The sequence below is a fragment of the Sphingobium sp. genome, from assembly GCF_033795625.1.
Taxonomy (GTDB): Bacteria; Pseudomonadota; Alphaproteobacteria; order Sphingomonadales; family Sphingomonadaceae; genus Sphingobium.
The window spans coordinates 1-17,340 of record NZ_JARYGI010000012.1; the positions used below are offsets into that span (position 1 = coordinate 1).

The 17,340-nt window shown below is 60.3% G+C and carries 13 protein-coding genes; 2 read left to right on the forward strand and 11 right to left on the reverse strand.

Going from position 1 to position 17,340, the window contains the following annotated elements:
• Nucleotides 1-72: 72 nt before the first annotated feature.
• The gene (locus QHC67_RS08050; protein WP_319293040.1) at nucleotides 73-1,335 is read right to left on the reverse strand and encodes an alginate export family protein; all 1,263 of its coding nucleotides are present in this window, start codon (nucleotides 1,333-1,335) and stop codon (nucleotides 73-75) included.
• A gap of 425 nt (nucleotides 1,336-1,760) precedes the next feature.
• On the opposite strand from QHC67_RS08050, the gene QHC67_RS08055 reads away from it, so the two are divergent.
• Complete coding sequence (locus tag QHC67_RS08055) at nucleotides 1,761-2,780, forward strand: SDR family oxidoreductase (protein ID WP_319293041.1); 1,020 nt, start codon at nucleotides 1,761-1,763, stop codon at nucleotides 2,778-2,780.
• On the opposite strand, the gene glgX is transcribed toward QHC67_RS08055, so the two are convergent.
• The 8 genes from glgX to QHC67_RS08095 form a co-directional block, all read right to left on the reverse strand.
• Nucleotides 2,781-4,655: a glycogen debranching protein GlgX gene (glgX, locus tag QHC67_RS08060; RefSeq protein WP_319293043.1), complete on the reverse strand. Its 1,875-nt coding sequence runs from the start codon at nucleotides 4,653-4,655 to the stop codon at nucleotides 2,781-2,783. It lies immediately after the preceding gene.
• Nucleotides 4,652-6,085, reverse strand: a complete 1,434-nt coding sequence (gene glgA / locus QHC67_RS08065) for a glycogen synthase GlgA (protein WP_319293045.1) — start codon at nucleotides 6,083-6,085, stop codon at nucleotides 4,652-4,654. Before glgA ends, glgX begins: the two co-directional genes overlap by 4 nt.
• Entirely contained in the window at nucleotides 6,082-7,353 is a 1,272-nt protein-coding gene (glgC, locus tag QHC67_RS08070; protein WP_319293047.1) for a glucose-1-phosphate adenylyltransferase, read from the reverse strand. The genes glgA and glgC overlap by 4 nt, the downstream gene beginning before the upstream one ends.
• A gap of 15 nt (nucleotides 7,354-7,368) precedes the next feature.
• On the reverse strand, nucleotides 7,369-9,564 hold the full coding sequence (glgB, locus tag QHC67_RS08075) for a 1,4-alpha-glucan branching protein GlgB (protein WP_413818508.1): 2,196 nt from the start codon (nucleotides 9,562-9,564) through the stop codon (nucleotides 7,369-7,371).
• On the reverse strand, nucleotides 9,533-12,004 hold the full coding sequence (locus QHC67_RS08080) for a glycogen/starch/alpha-glucan phosphorylase (RefSeq protein WP_319293051.1): 2,472 nt from the start codon (nucleotides 12,002-12,004) through the stop codon (nucleotides 9,533-9,535). Before QHC67_RS08080 ends, glgB begins: the two co-directional genes overlap by 32 nt.
• Before the next feature lie 111 nt (nucleotides 12,005-12,115).
• On the reverse strand, nucleotides 12,116-13,360 hold the full coding sequence (locus QHC67_RS08085; protein ID WP_319293053.1) for a serine hydrolase domain-containing protein: 1,245 nt from the start codon (nucleotides 13,358-13,360) through the stop codon (nucleotides 12,116-12,118).
• Between the two features lie 74 nt (nucleotides 13,361-13,434).
• Nucleotides 13,435-14,127, reverse strand: coding sequence for a hypothetical protein (locus QHC67_RS08090; RefSeq protein ID WP_319293054.1), 693 nt, complete (start codon nucleotides 14,125-14,127; stop codon nucleotides 13,435-13,437).
• A gap of 86 nt (nucleotides 14,128-14,213) precedes the next feature.
• Nucleotides 14,214-15,080: a heparin lyase I family protein gene (locus QHC67_RS08095; protein WP_319293056.1), complete on the reverse strand. Its 867-nt coding sequence runs from the start codon at nucleotides 15,078-15,080 to the stop codon at nucleotides 14,214-14,216.
• A gap of 209 nt (nucleotides 15,081-15,289) precedes the next feature.
• On the opposite strand from QHC67_RS08095, the gene QHC67_RS08100 reads away from it, so the two are divergent.
• Nucleotides 15,290-16,096 (forward strand): DUF1206 domain-containing protein, encoded by an 807-nt coding sequence (locus QHC67_RS08100; RefSeq protein WP_319293058.1) that lies wholly within the window; start codon nucleotides 15,290-15,292, stop codon nucleotides 16,094-16,096.
• A 2-nt stretch (nucleotides 16,097-16,098) separates the two neighbouring features.
• Here QHC67_RS08100 and QHC67_RS08105 read toward each other — a convergent pair whose 3' ends face one another.
• The gene (locus QHC67_RS08105; RefSeq protein ID WP_319293060.1) at nucleotides 16,099-17,049 is read right to left on the reverse strand and encodes a YihY/virulence factor BrkB family protein; all 951 of its coding nucleotides are present in this window, start codon (nucleotides 17,047-17,049) and stop codon (nucleotides 16,099-16,101) included.
• Between the two features lie 13 nt (nucleotides 17,050-17,062).
• Nucleotides 17,063-17,329 (reverse strand): hypothetical protein, encoded by a 267-nt coding sequence (locus QHC67_RS08110; protein WP_319293062.1) that lies wholly within the window; start codon nucleotides 17,327-17,329, stop codon nucleotides 17,063-17,065.
• Between the last annotated feature and the right edge of the window lie 11 nt (nucleotides 17,330-17,340).

Genomic DNA, 17,340 nt, shown 5'->3' on the forward strand with positions numbered 1-17,340 from the left:
TCCCCTCAAATCTCGCTTAGGGCATTGAATCATGCCAACACGGTCAGGTGAAGAGCCTTTTTCCGCGACCTGTTAAAGCCCATAGTCGAGCTGGACCCACATTTTTCGGGTATCCGTTGCAAAGGCGTCGGCATCATAATCCGCGTATTTGACCAGAGCAGTCAGCTTCTTGTTCAGCTTCAACGACGCCTGCGCATTCCATTCGCTGCCATAGTCGATCGATAATGGGTCGCTGTCGAAGCGATGATAAGTCACCAGCAAACTTAGCGGTCCCGTTCCACCCAGCTTCGGAACAACGTAGCCCAGGCTGGCATAGGCGTCGCGCAGGCCGTTGGGCGGTGTCACCAGGAACTTGTCGGCCCAGCCATTGAATTTGTGCAGGGTCGCGAGCGGCGTCTGAACGCTGGCGCTGACCTGCGCATTGGTCACGAGATTGCGAGCCGATCCGGTTGCACCTAGCACTTCGTATCCGCCGGTCAGCGTCCAGCCCTTGGTTGCGAGCCCGATTTCGCCAAGCCAGTAATCCGCTGCGTAGTCGATCTGGCTGCGATGATAGTCCGACTGGCGGGCGTAGCTTGCCAGCAGGTTCAGCTTGACCGCGTGCGAGATGGGAATAGCGAATGCCGCACGCCCGCCGAATGTCTTGCTGGACATGCTGAACGGCCGTCCGAGATAGGTGATCGCCGCCTCGTCCTGATCCACGACGTACGCAAAGCCGGTAAGTGTTCCGGTTTTCAGCTTCCATGAAAGGTTCGCCAGGATGTTGTCGCCACTCACTGCCTGTTGGCGCGCACCTGAGCCGTCGATCCCCCAAATGGTGCGCTGACTCCAGGCGTAAGTGACGTCCGCTTTGACGTCCTTGATCCCTGTCCACTCCACTCGGGCAGCGTCAAAGGTCTGTTCGTTCTGACGCCAGTTCACGGAGCCGACGAAGCGCTGGTCGTCCAGGTTGATGCGTTGCCTGCCTACTGTCATCAGGGTCTTGGCTAAGCCCCTGAATTGTAGCTGGACTCTGTTTAGCTCAATGGTCTCTGGGTCCGCGACGATCGGGTAGGCGGCCTTGCCATTCACTCCACTATTGTATTTTCCTGATAGCGCCAACGTACCTTCCCCCTCGACGAGTATCGAGAAGTCGCCGGCGATCGCTTCGACGCCGCTGCGCATACGCAACGTAACCGCATCGGCATCCCTGGCCAGGCCAAGCTGATCCACACCTTCATATCGAAGCCGCGTTTCCACTATCGGCTTCAGTTTGAAGGGATCGGCAAGCGCGGGCTGTGTTATTGTGACCCCGGCGATCGACGCGCCGAAGATGATGGTTCGCCTGTAACGCATTTTCTAGCCCCCTATGATTGACTATGAAATGATTAGATCCGTTGCCGAGGGCGAGAGCCCTGGGGGATCGGCTACGGGTGCACTGCAACTGCTGGTATAAGCCTCCCCGATGGCCATTTTACCTTCTTGATCGGACGCAAAAAAACCGCCTCGAACGCCATTCATCGGAATGGACTCGGGCGGCGTCGTTGCCTTGCAGTCTGACTTCCATCAAGACTGACGCGATGTCACTCTTCGTTGAATGACATCGCTTATGAAGCTGCACATCCTTGTGCGAGCATCGCCAAGCTGACATCAATATTGTTGCAGTGCAAGATCAAAATACAGGGGTGCAATCCGTCGTCTTGCTAAAGAGCGGAATTGAACCCATCCCACGCACGGCAGTTATTGGAATGGGCGCTGAATTGCCCTGAGAGGGTAAGACAATGCGGCCTAAGCTTAAGCCCCTGCACGAGCAGGTGATCGTGATTACAGGCGCGACCAGCGGAAACGGGTTGGCGACTGCCCAGGAAGCCGTTCGGCGTGGCGCTTCCCTTGTCATAGCTGCCCGCAATCCCGAGGCGCTTATCACGATAGAACGCGATCTTTCCGCAAAAGGCGGCCGCGTGGCCAGCGTCGTCGCGGACGTTTCCGATCCGGAAGATGTCAGTCGCATAGCCGAGAAGGCCATAGAGGAGTTCGGCGGCTTCGATAGCTGGGTGAACAATGCCGCCGTCGGCCTGTATGGCAGACTGGACCAGGTGCCCCTGCCCGACCACCGTCAGACGTTCGACGTCAACTACTTCGGTACGTTGCATGGTTGCCTGATCGCTGCGGAGCACCTCAGATCCAGGCCGAGTGGAGCGATCATAAACATCGGATCGATCCTGGGAGACCGGACGATAGTTCAGCAGGGGCCTTATTCAGCCACGAAACATGCGGTTCAGGCACTTACCGACACCTTGAGAATGGAGCTGGAGCGCGAGGGCGCGAACATATCGGTGACGCTGGTCAAGCCCGGCGGATGCGGTACGCCTTACCCAGAGCATGCCCGGAACTACATGGACCAGCCGCCGCGAATTCCACAGCCGCTATATCATCCTTCCATAATTGCGGACGCCATCCTGTTCGCGTGCGAAACACCCAGACGCGTCATGTATATAGGTGGAGGTGGCGTGGCTTCGTCGCTGATCGGGCAAATCGCGCCGCGCTTGACGGACAAGGTCATGGAAGCCATCGGTACGAGGATGCAGCAGAAGCCCGGAGACCCCGGCGATCCCGCAATGCGTGACAATCTGTACGCCTATCGCGCGGACAGCCGAGTGACCGGCACGCAACGCATGTGGCTGCGAAAGACCAGCGCCGCGGTTGCAGCGCAAAAGCTGCCGGGTGCAGCGTGGGTTGGCGCCGCCGTCGGTCTTGGCTTGATGGCGTTCGCAAGACGAGGGTTGAAGCAGCGCAGTTAGTCAGATCGCGATTTCGACGCTGCGCGCTTTCACTGCGATGGAGCGCTCCGCTGTCTGGAACTCGACAGTGGCATAGCTGCGATTGATGCAGACCGTGGGGCCATCGGGCGAAAGACGGAAAGCCAGCGCGTCGGCGGTAGAGGCTTCCCATTCTTCGACCGTCATCGGCTGGCCGCCAGGGCTAAGCCACGAAACCTGATCGTCGCTAAGCAGGGATGTGTCGATCAACGCGGCATAGGTTGTCCGAATGGCGGAGAGCACCATGCTGTGTTGCTCGATATCACGATCGCGACCTTCCCAGTCGATCCATGTGACCGGATTATCCTGAGCGTAGGCGTTGTTGTTGCCTCGCTGCGTGCGGCCGAATTCGTCGCCTGCCGTCAGCATGATGGTGCCGCGGGACACGAACAATGTGGAAAGCATCGCCTTGATGTCCGTGCAGCGTCGCTCCAGCACCTGCGGGTCGGACGCCTCGCCCTCGGTGCCGCAGTTCCAGCTGAAGTTTTCGCCGTGGCCGTCGCGATTGTGTTCGCCGTTCGCCTCGTTGTGCCGCTCCGAATATGCGGTGACGTCTGCCAGACTGAAGCCATCATGGGCGGCCAGAAAGTTCACGCTGCGGCTCTTCTGACCCCTGAAAATGTCACTCGATCCGGAGATGCGCGTAGCCAGCGCGCCGAGCATATGCGGATCACCGCGCCAGAACCGCCGTACGTCGTCGCGATATCGATCGTTCCATTCCAGCCAATCATTGCCAAATTGGCCAAGCTGATATCCACCCGGCCCGATATCCCAGGGCTCGGCGATCATGATCCGGTCGCGAAGGATCGGATCGTCCGCAATCTCGCGCAGGAGCGGCGCGTTGGGCGAGAAGCCCGTGGGCTCTCTTCCCAGCGCTGGAGCTAGATCGAAGCGAAAGCCATCAACGCCGGCATGCTCGACGAAATAGCGCATGGAATCGCAGATCAGCCGCCGACAAACGGGATGATTGCAGTCTACGCTGTTCCCTGTCCCGGTATCATTGATTAGTTGTCCGTCGGGGCCATGCCGGAAGTAGGTCCGGGCATCCAGGCCCCTGAAGGACAAGGTGCTTCCGAACGCATCGCTTTCGCCATTATGGTTGTAGACCATGTCGAGGATCACGCCGATCCCTGCATCGCGCAAAGCCGCAGTCGCCGCACGTAGATCCGAGATGCCGCCCGGCGCCAGACGCGGGTCGAGCGCGAAATAGCTGACCGGATTATATCCCCACGCGTTCGTCAGACCCAGCGGCGGCAGGTGCCGTTCATCTATCCACGCATTGATCGGCATCAACTCGACCGCGCCCACATGCAACCGCTTCAGATGGTCGATGACGGCGGGATGCGTGAGTGCGCGCAATGTCCCGCGCTGATCCTCGGGTACTTGAGGGTGCAACATCGTGAAGGATCGGACCTGAAGCTCGTATATCAGCCCGCCCGGCCGGAATAGAGGGGGTGCAGCCGGGATGCACGCCTGTGGCGCCTCAACCACCGCCTTGGGAACCAGTGCCGCAGTATCCACGCCTTGCCCCCTGCGCGCCGCCAGCAGGGGGTCATAAGCATAGGCACGATCGATTCGCGTTGCATAAGGGTCAAGCAGAAGCTTATCCGGATCGAACCAGAGGCCCGCATCAGGATCATAGGGGCGGTCGGCGCGAAAGCCATATCGCGCGCCTTCACCCAAGCCCGGCGCAAAGAGCGAGAAAATGCCGCCCTGCTGCACCATCGGCAGTCGCTTAACTTCCCTGCCTTCTTCGAAGACGCAGAGCCACATTGTCTCAGCCGCCGACCATATCGCGAAATCGGTTCCGCCAACTCGGAGTTGAGGACCAAGTGCCGGAAGATCGGCGGGCGTCATCGTACCAGCGAACGGTAGAGCGCCGCATAACGCGCGGCGCTCCTACCCCAGGAGAAATCCGCTTTCATTCCTGCGCGCTGCATCGCAGCCCATTGCGGAGCATCGCCATGGAGCGCAACTGCCCGCTCGATGGCCCGGCGCAAGCTGGCGACATCGGGTGGCGTGAACTGGATACCTGTCGCCACGCCTGCCGCCAAAGCGGCTTCGTTGGCGTCGATCACAGTATCCGCCAAGCCGCCCACCCGCGCCACGACAGGCACGCAGCCATAGCGGAGCCCATATAGCTGCGTGAGCCCGCATGGCTCGAACCGGGAGGGTATCAGGATCGCATCGCCCCCGCCCTGCATCATGTGAGACAACGGCTCGTCATAGCCAATCCGGACGCCCACGCGGCCATGATGCCGGTCAGCGCCCGCAAGAAAACCGCCTTCCAAAGGCTGATCGCCCGAGCCCAGAATTGCGATCTTGGCTCCCAGGGCGACAAGATGGTCGAGGGCATCGACCAGCAGATCCATACCCTTTTGCCATGTCAGGCGGCTGACGACGATGAATAGCGGGCTCTTGTCCACATCCAGCGCGAAGCTGCGTTCGACCATGCGCCGGTTGGTCGTCCGCGAAGACAGGGAGCGATGGGAAAACGGCTTGGCCAGCAGTGAATCTGACGCCGGATTCCATTCCGCGACGTCGATCCCGTTCAAGATGCCATGAAGATGGTCTGCCCGCCCGCGCAGCAAGCCATCCAGCCCCATTCCATCTGCGGGCATCAGGATTTCCCCGGCGTAAGTGGGGCTGACCGTCGTAATGGCGTCGGCAGAGACAAGCCCGGCCTTCAGGAAGCCGATGCCGCCATAATATTCCACGCCGTCGACGCCCCATGCTTTGGGTGGCAGGTCCAATGCGGCAAAAACATCGGCGTCGAACCGGCCCTGAAACGCGAGGTTGTGCACTGTGATGACTTTCGGCACCGTACTCGCAGCGCCAAATCGCATGTAGGCGAGCGTCATGGCCGCCTGCCAATCATGCGCATGCACCACATCGGGCCGCCAGCCCTTCAACAGCCCTGCAGCAATATCCGCTCCTGCGCGTGAAAGCGCCGCGAAGCGACGCCAGTTATCGGCCCAACCCGTGCCCGAGGCGTCATCATAGGGCCCGCCTTTGCGGGTAAAGAAAGCGGGGCAGTTGAGAATGATCAGCTCCAGCGAACCCACCTTGGCCGACAGAAGCGTTGCGGCCTCTCCGAACAAAGCAGGATAACGATGGAGCTTCTTCGCTTTCCCTAGTTTCGCCATGACTGAGGGATAACCCGGCACGAGCGTCCTGACGGCCACGCCCTCTGCCAATAAAGCTGGGGGCAAAGCGCCAACCACGTCGGCAAGTCCCCCGGTCTTGATTAAAGGCTGGACCTCCGACGCTACCCCCAGGACTTTCATGCGGTCAGTCTATCCGGTAGCCGTTCGATCATGGACTGGGTAATAAGGCATATTCCGTTATCGGTCCGCCGGAACCACTTTGCGTCCTGCTCAGGATGTTCGCCAACAACAAGGCCCGATGGAATTCGCACGCCGGAATCGAGTACGCACTTATGCAGTTGCGCGCCCCGCCCGATCTCGCAATTGGGCAAGATGATGCTCTCCGTTATCGAGGAGAAGCTATGGGTTCGAACGCCTGTGAACAGCAGGCTCCTGTGCAGCGCCGATCCAGAGACGATGCAGCCCCCGGCCACCAGCGATGATGTCGCGGACCCCCTTCGCCCTTCCTCGTCATGGACGAATTTTGCCGGAGCAGTGACTTCCGCATAGGTCCACAGCGGCCAGCTCGTATCGTAGATGTCCAGCGGAGGGACCACGTCCGTCAGGTCGATATTCGCCTGCCAGTACGCATCGATGGTCCCGACATCGCGCCAATAGGCCTCGACTTCACTCTCCGCCCGAACACAGCTGCTGGCGAAACGATGCGCCACGGCCTTGCCGTGCTTCACCATGTAAGGAACGATGTCTCCGCCAAAGTCGCGCTTGCTGTCCGGCGTATCGGCGTCGCGGCGCAATTGCTCAGCGAGAACCTTGGTGCGAAACACATAGATACCCATCGATGCCAGTGCGCGATCGGGCTGACCGGGAATGCAGGGAGGAACCGCAGGCTTCTCCACGAAGTCAGTGATCCAGTCGTTTTCGTCGACTGCCATCACGCCGAAGCCGACTGCCTCCATCCGCGGCACTTCGAGGCAGCCGACCGTGACGTCCGCGCCGCTGTCGACGTGCTGCTGAAGCATCAGCTCGTAATCCATCTTATAGATATGATCGCCAGCCAGGATCACCATATATTCAGGTGCATAAGCTTCGATAATGTCGAGGTTCTGAAACACCGCGTCGGCAGTACCTTCGTACCATTGGCTTTCGGATACGCGCTGGCTGGCCGGCAAAATGTCGAAGCTTTCGTTGCGTTCGGTGCGGAAGAAGTTCCAGCCGCGCTGCAGGTGCCGGATCAGCGAGTGCGCCTTGTACTGCGTGGCGACGCCGATCCGCCGGATGCCGCTGTTCAGGGCATTGGAGAGCGCGAAATCGATAATCCGCGTCTTGCCGCCGAAGTGGACCGCAGGTTTTGCCCGGATATCCGTCAATTCACCCAGACGGCTGCCACGTCCCCCGGCAAGCACATAGGCCATGGCGTCGCGGGCAATGGGATGCGTTCTCCGGTCCATCAGTCTCTCCTGCCCTTATTCCGCTTCCAGCATTATCGTGGCGAGCGGCGGCAGGGTAAGATGCGCCCAGCCGTCCTGCGCCGCTTCTACAACGCCCCAGTTGCCTGCTCCGCTCCCATTATAGTCGCTGGCGTCGGTATTCAGTATCTCGCGCCACCGCCCCCCAAAAGGAAGACGCGTTCCGTAACCATGCCGCAGGAGCGGGGTAAAATGGCTGATGACCACAATCGGCTTTTCACCCGGAGCCAAACGAAGCCAGGCAAATACGGAATCCTCAGCGGCATTGACGAGCAGCCACTGGAACCCCTCCCCTTCACAGTCGCGTGCATGAAGTGCGGGCTTCCCCCGGTAGAGCCAGTTCAGGTCACGAACGAGAGATTGAACGGCACGGTGCGGCGTGTGATCCAGCAGATGCCAGTCCAGCGCCCGCGCCTCGTTCCACTCGGCGCGCTGGGCGAATTCCTGCCCCATGAATAGCAGCTTCTTGCCGGGATAGCCCCACATCATCGCGAAATAGGCGCGCAGGGTGGCGAATTTCTGCCAATAATCGCCGGACATTTTGTTGAGCAGCGATCCCTTGCCATGGACGACCTCGTCATGGCTCAAAGGCAGGACGTAATTCTCCGTGAAGGCATAGAGCAGGCCAAAGGTGATGTCGTCATGGTGATGCTGCCGATGCACGGCGTCGAGCTGCAGATAGCGCAATGTGTCATGCATGAAGCCCATGTTCCATTTGAACCCGAAACCCAGGCCGCCTTCGTGCACCGGCTGGGAAACCTTGGGCCAACTGGTCGATTCCTCCGCCATGGTCACCGCGCCCGAGCCAGTTCCGTACACCGCACGGTTCATGCCCTGAAGGAACTCGACGGCCTCCCAGTTTTCCCGCCCGCCATCGGCATTGGGGATCCACTCGCCTGCTTTGCGGGAGTAATCGAGGTAAAGCATCGACGCCACGGCATCTACCCGCAGGCCATCGACATGGTAGCGCTCGGTCCAGAACAAGGCGTTGTTCGTCAGGAAGGCGGCAACTTCCCGCCTGCCGAAGTTGTAGATGGCCGTGTTCCAGTCGGGATGGAAACCCTTTCGCGGATCTGCATGCTCGTACAGCGCAGTACCGTCGAATTCTGCAAGGCCGTGCGCGTCAGTCGGGAAATGCGCCGGCACCCAATCGAGTATGACCCCGATCCCTGCGCGATGGGCGCCGTCGACAAATCGCGCAAACCCGTCGGGGTCGCCGAAGCGGGCCGATGGCGCGTATAGCCCTGTCGTCTGGTACCCCCAGCTTGGATCATAGGGATGCTCGCTGATCGGCATGAACTCGATATGGGTAAAGCCAAGGTCGACCACATAAGGGATCAGGCGGTCGGCAAGCGCATCCCAATGCAGGAATTGCCCGAACTCATCCCGCTGCCAGGACCCGGCGTGGACCTCATAGATCGAAATGGGCTGGCGGCGCGGATCGGCGGTTCTCCAATACTCGCGATGTTCCGCGTCGCCCCATATATGCGCGGGGGTATCCGCAATGATCGAGGCGGTCGCCGGACGCAGTTCAGATCGAAAAGCGAAGGGATCAGCCTTTAGAGGCAGGACAACGCCATTCGCGCTGACTATCTCATATTTGTAAGCATGGCCCGGACCTACATCTGGCAGGAAAATCTCCCAGGTGCCGCTGTCGGCGCGCAGGCGCATCGCGTGGCGGCGGCCATCCCAGGCGTTGAAGTCCCCGACGACCGAGACCCGGCTCGCATTCGGCGCCCAGACCGCGAAATGCGTTCCTGCCACGCCTTCGTGCGTCATGACATGCGCGCCTAGCTTGTCGAACAGGCGCAGGTGCGATCCCTCGGCGAGGAAATAATCGTCGAGAGGACCCAAGACGGGGCCAAAGCTATATGGATCGATGACTTCGTGAGTAGCGCCATCAGGATAGCGGGCGCGATACCGCAGCACCTGCCGCTGCCTGATCGCGACCTTCCCTTCAAAGATGCCTGCCTCGTGGATACGTTGCAGCGTGCCCGCCGGATTACCGTCGAGAGTCGACGCACTCACTTCCACCGCATCCGGCAGAAAGCACCGGGCAATGAAATCCCTGGCTGCCGGATGCACGCCCAAGATGGAGAAGGGGTCGCTTTCGCGGCCCATAACGAGCGCTTCGATCCGCTCCGGTGTCAACACCTCCCGTTCACGCCAGCACCTTCCAGATGTCCTTCGCATATTCACGGATAGTCCGGTCTGATGAGAACCAGCCCATGCGCGCCACATTGTATATAGCTTTGGACGCCCAGGCGGCCTTATCGTTCCACAGCGCGTCGGCGCGCCGTTGTGCAGCCGCATAGCTGTCGAAATCGGCAGCGACCATGAACCAGTCGTGATCGCAGATGCCACCGATCAGGTCGGCGTACCGATCCCGGTCGCTCGGGGAAAACACGCCCGAACGAATGGCGTTCAGCGCCTGAGAAAGTTCGCTGCTCCCATCGATGATGGAGCGCGGGTCATAGCCGTTGGCGCGTTTCTCGTTCACTTCTTCAGCGGTAAGACCGAAGATCAGGATGTTCTCCTCACCCACATGATCCCGCATTTCCACGTTCGCGCCGTCTAGTGTCCCAATGGTCAGGGCCCCGTTGACGGCGAACTTCATGTTCCCGGTGCCGGACGCTTCCATGCCCGCGGTCGATATCTGTTCGGACAGGTCGGCGGCGGGAATCATGATCTCCGCCATCGAGACATTGTAATTGGGCACGAACTGGATCTTCAGCAGCCCCTGCACCGCCGGGTCGTGATTGACGACACGGGCCACGTCATTGGCCAGCTTAATGATGAGCTTTGCATTGTGGTAGCTGGGCGCAGCCTTGCCGCCGAACAGTTTGACGCGCGGCACCCAGTTGCGCTCGGGATGCGAGCGGATCTGGTCGTAGAGCGACACCGCTTCGATGATGTTGAGCAACTGCCGCTTATACTCATGGATGCGCTTGATATGAATGTCGAACAGTGCCGAGGGATCGATGCGCGCATTGACTCGCTCGCGCAGAACTTGGCTCAGCCGCTCCTTGTTGGCGCGCTTCACGGCCATGAACTTGTCCTGAAACGCGCTGTCATGAGCGAAGGCTTCAAGATCGCGGAGCGCCTCGGCATCGTCCATGAAGCGGTCGCCGATCGCCTCGCGGATCAATCCGAACAGGCCGGGATTGCATTGCATCAGCCAGCGGCGGAATGTGACGCCATTGGTCTTGTTGTTGATACGGCTCGGGTAGAGGCGGTGGAAGTCTGCGAACACCGTCTGCTTCATCAGGTCCGTGTGCAGCGCCGATACGCCATTGATGCTATGCGATCCGGCGAAGGCCAGGTTGCCCATCCGCACGCGGCGCTCCCCGCCTTCATCGATCAGCGAGATCGTGCCGATCGCTGCATCGTCGAAACCACCCGCGCGCCGTGCTTCGGCAAGCAGGCGGCTGTTAACGGCATAGACGATCTGCATGTGCCGGGGCAGCAGGCGCTCGAACAATGGGACCGGCCAGCTTTCCAGAGCTTCTGGCAGAAGCGTGTGGTTGGTGTAGCTGAAGGTGCGCCGGGTGATGTCCCAGGCTTCGTCGAAATCGAGGCCGTGCACATCGAGCAGGAGTCGCATCAGTTCCGCGACGGACACGGCAGGATGCGTGTCGTTGAGCTGGATCGCGGCTTTGTCCGGCAGCGTCCTGATATCTTCGAAATACTGAATATGGCGCCGTACGATGTCCTGAAGCGAGGCGGCGGAGAAGAAATACTCCTGCCGCAGCCGTAGCTCCTGACCGGCCGGCGAGCTGTCGGCGGGATAAAGCACGCGCGTGAGGGCTTCGGCGCGGTTGCTTTCCTGAAGCGCACCGACATGATCGCCTGCATTGAAGCGATCGAGCAGTATCGGGTCGATCGGCTGAGCCGTCCACAACCTGAGCGTGTTGACGCGCTTTCCCCGCCAACCTGCGATGGGCGTGTCGAAGGCAGTCGCGATCACGCGCTCGGCCGGTTTCCAGACCATCTGGTGGGGCGTGGTTTCATTCCCTTCGGCAGGATCGACCAGACCGCCAAAGCCGACTTCATAGCTGGCTTCACGGCGCTCGAACTCCCACGGGTTGCCATGCGTGAGCCAGGTCTCCGGAAGCTCGACCTGCCAGCCATCCGATATCTCCTGACGGAACATGCCGTTCACATAGCGAATGCCATAGCCATAGGCGGGAACATCGACCGTCGCCATGCTCTCCATGAAACACGCCGCCAGCCGTCCAAGACCGCCATTCCCCAGCGCCGCATCAGGTTCCAGTTCGGCGATCACGTCAATGTCGACATTTATCGACGCGAGCGCCTGCTGCATCTCATCCAGCAGTTCCATGTTGGAAACCGCGTCCCGCATCAGCCGACCGATAAGAAACTCGAGGGACAGATAATATACTCTCCGGCCCCGCTCTTCATAGGTCTTGTGGGTAGAGGCGATCCAGGCGTCTATCACGCGATCCCGGATCGACAGGATGACTGCGTGCAGCCAGTCGTGCGGCTGCGCCGCCGTTGCGTCCTTGCCGAGCCGGTAGGTCAGCCGCTCGACGATCTCCTGCGCAAGCACGGAAGGATCGGACTGGCGAGGCGCAGGTTTCGGGAGACTGGATGCGGGTGTTACGATATTCATGATGCGGGAAATCCCCTGAGACGAAACGAAGCTGCATCCTCTCCTTTTATTATCGTCAGGATTGCACAGCAGCCCCCAGCGCGCCAAGCCTTTCTTGGTTCCCTATACGGATCAGGCGCGGCTTTCGGTCAGCGCGGCATAGATCAGGGTTTTCAGCTCCCGGCGCACCGAGATCGCAGTGGAAGGCATCACCTGCGTCATGAAGATCGCGACGATCCTCTCCACCGGATCGACGAAGAAGAACGTCGACAACATTCCACCCCAATAATATTCGCCGATCGAACCCGGCAACATGGCCGCTACCGGATCACATGTGACAGCAAAGCCAAGGCCGAAACCGATACCGGCATTCTGGCTTTCGCTGAACATCGATCGGGAAATTCCGGCAAGGTCGCCCCCGCCGGGCAGATGGTTCGCGGTCATGAGCGCAACCATTTTTGGTGACAGCAGCCTCGTTCCGTCCAGCTCGCCTCCACGAAGAAGCATGCGGCAGAAACGGTGATAATCCTGCGTCGATGAAACGAGCCCGCCGCCGCCGGAATAAGAGCGCGGCGGCAGTCGCCACCGGCTGTTCTGGCCGCGGTCGTACAAGGTTCGAGTTCCGCTATTGTCCGCCTGCCAGGCATCGGTCAGCCGCGGCTGATGATCGGGAGGCACTTCGAAAAACGTATCGGTCATCGCCAGCGGCGAGAAGATCCGTTCCGCGAAAAAATCGGCAAGAGAGAGTCCGGATAGACGTTCAACCACAATCCCCAGGACATCGGTTGAGACGGAGTAATTCCATCCTGCTCCAGGCGAAAACTCCAGCGGCAAGGCGGCAAGCGCAGCAATATACTCATCGGACGTCCGCGCCTGATGAAAGACATCCAGCTTCTGCGCGGCATAGGCTGCATCGATAGGGCTCTGCTGCTGAAAGCTGTAGGTTAGGCCCGAGCTATGCCGAAGGAGATCGATCATACGCATCGGCGCTTCCGTGGGCCGCGTGGAGAAGGGCTCTCCGTCCTCCCCCCCTCCAGTGCGTACCGCCAGATCACGGAACTCAGGCAATATTCGATGGACTGGGGTATCCAGTCCAACGAGGCCATCCTCCACCAGCATCATGAAAGCCACTGACGTAATCGGCTTGGTCATCGACGCGATCCGGAACAGCGCGTCCTCCTGCAGCGGCGTCCCGTCTTCTCGCGCGTGGCCAAGCGTGCAAAAAGCGACCGGCTGTTCGTCGCGGGATAGCAATAGCTGCGCGTGGGGCAGCTTACCTGAAACCAGTTGCTGATCGAGGAAGGCGGCGAGCCGGTTCAGCCTGCGGGGGTCGAACCCTGCGCTTTCTGCGGCTCCAGTAACGAAAGTCTCGCTCACGCTGTTCCTTATCATGGTCGCGGAGGTAGGGCACCTCGCTCAGGACCGCAAGGCGCTCCCACCATGTCTAGCAGTCAAAGGTCCGGACGCTGCGCCACCCAGATGACGTGCCTTGCACCCTTGCCGCTACGAGCGGCGCGGACAACTTTCTCTTCAACGCGAAAGCCCGCATCCGTCAGCCGCCGCGTGAAGGCGACGCTTGGCCCGGCGGACCAGATCAACATTACGCCGCCCCGACGAAGCGCACGTCGCGCGGAGTCGAGACCGCCTGCGCTATAGAGCCAATCATTGCTTGCCCGCGTGAGGCCGTCCGGACCATTGTCTACGTCCAGCAGGATCGCGTCATAGCGGCCGGGGCTCTCTTTGATGATTGCACCGACATCGCCTTCCCTGATGTTGGTACGAGGGTCCGTCAGGCTGTTGCCAAAGATCTGAGCCATGGGCCCACGAGCCCAGGCAATCACAGCAGGCACAAGCTCGGCGACGCTCACCTTGGCATCGGTGGGAAGCAGATCCAGCGCGGCACGCAGGGTGAAGCCCATCCCCAGTCCGCCAATGAGCATATGCACGCCAGAAGCGTTCCCCAGCCGCTCGCAAGCAAACGCGGCCAACGCCTCTTCCGATCCGCTGAGACGGCTGTTCATCAACTCGTTGCCACCCAACATGATGGAGAATTCTTCTCCCCGTCGAAACAGCTTGAGCTGGCCGCCATCCCCCGGCGCGCTGCCGGGTATGTCGGCGGTATCGACTAACAACCTTGGTATCACGCTGCGGCTTCCTGCAAATATGAAAGCCAACAAAGGGCTCTTGGCGCGTTAATCGAATAGAGGACACTTAGGAAGTCGATGGCGCCTCAGTCTACCGATCCAAACTGAATGTCCTTGAACTGCGCAGCGAAGGTCTGGGCCGTGGGGCTACGATAGACGCCTTGTTTCAGATAGGGGCCGACAAGGTCGTTGAAGCCCAGGGCGCCAGTGAAGTCCACCAGCACCTTGTCATCGCGCCACACCTTGAGCCTGCCATTTCCGAAGGGGCCAAGGACGATCTGTACCTTCATATCATACCACTGGCCCCGCGTAAGCGGCTGGCTGTCATCGAAGTGACGGACGTAGCGGATGTCGCTCGGTGTAGATAATGCGGGGCTGGAATCGCGCGTCACGACACGCAGGCGGTCTCCCGCCAGCTCCAGTGCAAAAGATGGACTATGTTCTGCTTCGCCCGGATCGAGAACCGCGCCGAGCTGCGTCAGCAGCAGCCAGGCCGCCTTGTTGGTTTCACCGGGCTCCACAAGGAACTTGAAGGCGATCTGATAGGTCTTGCCCGTCAGCATTTTGTAGGTGTCATAGGATTCGGAGCGCTCCGTGGCTCCGGGGGTATTTACAGGCAGGCCATCGCCTCCCCGCAACTCATAGCGGCGAATGCCGCCCTGCTGTTCGGCATAGCTCCAGGATGCGCCGGTATTCTGCTGGCGGAAAGTAAGAGAGATGAGGTTCATGGGCTTCCATCCTTCAGGCCCCGACGTAGCCTGAACGACTTCTTCCTTTGTCGATGAAGACGGCATGGGATTGGGAACGGGCGGCGGCATAGGCGCAGGTTGCGGCTGCGTGATGGTGACGGGCGTCGCGCCGCTGCTGGCCGGCACCTGCGAGGTCGGCGCTGGTTGTGCGCCACCGCCTCCACATGCGGACAGGGCCAGGATGCTCAAGTAACTCGTCGACATTTTCACCAAGTTCTTCACTGATACTGACTTTCCGCTCGCTGGTTTGAGCAGAATGACAGGGGGAAGTTTAAAGATGGTAAATCATTGATTCAGCGTAACTAGATGGTCTGAGTTTCGTGTTGAGGCATCACCCGTTCAATTTAGCCGAAGGTTGCTTGGGAACGTCGGGGTGCACCAGACATTACCTAGAAACAGCTGGAGGTGCCCGAATGACCTATAATGACCGCATGACCCTTTTGGCGCGATTGGGTTTCGCCGCCCGGGGGCTGGTATATTTGCTGGTGGGCTGGTTCGCGTTGGACGCCGCACGGCAGGGAAGCCGCCCAAGCGACAATCAGGGGGCCATGGCGACACTGGTCGATGCTCCGTTTGGCAAGGTCCTGCTGGCTTTGTGCGCCCTGGGTTTCGCCGGCTATGCCTTTTGGCGGCTGATGCAGGCGGCGGTCGATCCCGAAGGGCGCAGCAAATCGACGCGGGGCCGTTTCGAGCGGGCGGGCTACGCCATCAGCGGTATCACGCATCTCGTCCTGATGGTCCTCGCTGCCAAGCTGGCATTGCGCGAGTCTCCCGCAACTACAGGCGCGCCGGGTGATGAGAGCGCACAAAGCTGGTCGGCCTGGCTCCTGGAGCAGCCCGGCGGCGAGGCTTTGCTGATCGCTGCCGGAGTGTTGTTGATCGTCGTAGCCGGCGCGCAAGCCTTCAAGGCCTATTCTGCAAAGTTCGATGACCTGTCCATCGACGTACCAGCTCCCAGATATGTGCACTGGATCGGCCGTTTGGGTTACGCCGCACGCGCGGTGATATTTGCCATGGTGGGATGGTTCGTGATTTCGGCGGCACGCAATAACAATGCAGAGGAAGCTGGCGGATTGGGTCGGGCTTTGCGAGAACTCCAGGCGCAGGAACATGGTGCCTGGATGCTTGGGATAGTGGCCGTTGGTCTGGCTCTATTCGGAGTGTTCAGTCTGATCGAAGCACGGTTCCGCCGCGTGAATGTGCCCAAGGCACATATTTAGCCCTATCCCTGGGGAGGCGCGGCAGTGGTATCCGCCATTACCGCTCCGCGCGTTCCCATCGGGCGCTCGGGTCCGACGGTCGTATCCCGTGCAGTCTGGCGCTCCGCTTCTGCGTTGATGAGACCGCCTAGCAGGATCGCGTAGGCCGACACGTAAAGCCACATGAGGAGCACGACCACCGCGCCCAGCGATCCGTAGGTGGCATTATAGTCGCCAAAGCGCGAGGCATAGGCCCCGAACCCCAATGTCGCGCCAAGCCACAGCACCGTCGCGATAACCGATCCGAGGCTAAGCCAACTCCAACGTGCATCATTGCGATCCGGCGCGAAACGATACATGCCGGCAATGGTGACGCAACAGAGGAATCCTGCCGCAAGCCATGTCACGATCTTGATCAATGCGACGCCTAACGGCCCTGCTCCGGAAAGGAAGGTTTGAGCATAGCTCAGCATCGTGGCAGCCAGAACGCCAACGATGCCGATGATGATGGCGCCAACTATCAGTAGCGCGGCCGTCACGGTGCCCCTTACGATCCCGCGGCGATCCTCTTCTTCATAGATCACATTGAGCGCCGTGATTATCGCCCCCGACGCGCGAGTGGCGCCATAGATGGCGACCAGAAGGGCAGCTACCAGTCCCAACCCCTTCTTGCTCGCCGCTGCCGTCGTCAGATTGATCAGCTGTTCATAGATGAGCTTCGCGGCGTCTCTGGGAACAAGTTCGATGATCGTGCGCATATGCTGCGCGACCACGGCAGGATCGGCGAGCAACCCATAGCTCATGATCAGCGCGCCCAATAAGGGGACAAAAGACAGGAACGCGTAGAACGCCACTCCGGCAGACATCAGCCCCAAATTATGCTTGCCGCTGTTCGCCCACACACGGCCGAGCACTGCTTTCCACGCATGACCAGGTAGTTGGCCCGGCGTGCTCGCCTCGCTTCCGTCCCCCATGTGTTGCGCCACTTCAGGCCAGGCTCTGCAGCGGCTGTTCCAGGGCTACGGTGTCGCGGGAGGCCGGCCGATGCTCGAGAAGAGCGACGGGCTTGTTCTGCTCGAGCCAAAGCTTGCGAGCCGCAAAGCCCGCGCCAAGCAGAAAGGCTTTGCCGGGCCAGCGCAATACCGCGCTAGTCACCAGCAGTCCTGCCACCGTGCCGATTATTCCGTATTTGCCTGCCGCTGCCGCGACACGCGTACCTGCAGTCGCGGCTGCTATTCTAATCATGAAATTCATCGTGTATTTCC

What these genes read in the sequence shown, in the direction of transcription:
- QHC67_RS08050 (WP_319293040.1), bottom strand. Translation starts at nt 1,335, where the DNA reads ATGCGTTACAGGCGAACCATCATCTTCGGCGCGTCGATCGCCGGGGTC.
- QHC67_RS08055 (WP_319293041.1), top strand. Translation starts at nt 1,761, where the DNA reads ATGCGGCCTAAGCTTAAGCCCCTGCACGAGCAGGTGATCGTGATTACA.
- glgX (WP_319293043.1), bottom strand. Translation starts at nt 4,655, where the DNA reads ATGACGCCCGCCGATCTTCCGGCACTTGGTCCTCAACTCCGAGTTGGC.
- glgA (WP_319293045.1), bottom strand. Translation starts at nt 6,085, where the DNA reads ATGAAAGTCCTGGGGGTAGCGTCGGAGGTCCAGCCTTTAATCAAGACC.
- glgC (WP_319293047.1), bottom strand. Translation starts at nt 7,353, where the DNA reads ATGGACCGGAGAACGCATCCCATTGCCCGCGACGCCATGGCCTATGTG.
- glgB (WP_413818508.1), bottom strand. Translation starts at nt 9,564, where the DNA reads ATGCGAAGGACATCTGGAAGGTGCTGGCGTGAACGGGAGGTGTTGACA.
- QHC67_RS08080 (WP_319293051.1), bottom strand. Translation starts at nt 12,004, where the DNA reads ATGAATATCGTAACACCCGCATCCAGTCTCCCGAAACCTGCGCCTCGC.
- QHC67_RS08095 (WP_319293056.1), bottom strand. Translation starts at nt 15,080, where the DNA reads ATGTCGACGAGTTACTTGAGCATCCTGGCCCTGTCCGCATGTGGAGGC.
- QHC67_RS08100 (WP_319293058.1), top strand. Translation starts at nt 15,290, where the DNA reads ATGACCTATAATGACCGCATGACCCTTTTGGCGCGATTGGGTTTCGCC.
- QHC67_RS08105 (WP_319293060.1), bottom strand. Translation starts at nt 17,049, where the DNA reads ATGGGGGACGGAAGCGAGGCGAGCACGCCGGGCCAACTACCTGGTCAT.
- QHC67_RS08110 (WP_319293062.1), bottom strand. Translation starts at nt 17,329, where the DNA reads ATGAATTTCATGATTAGAATAGCAGCCGCGACTGCAGGTACGCGTGTC.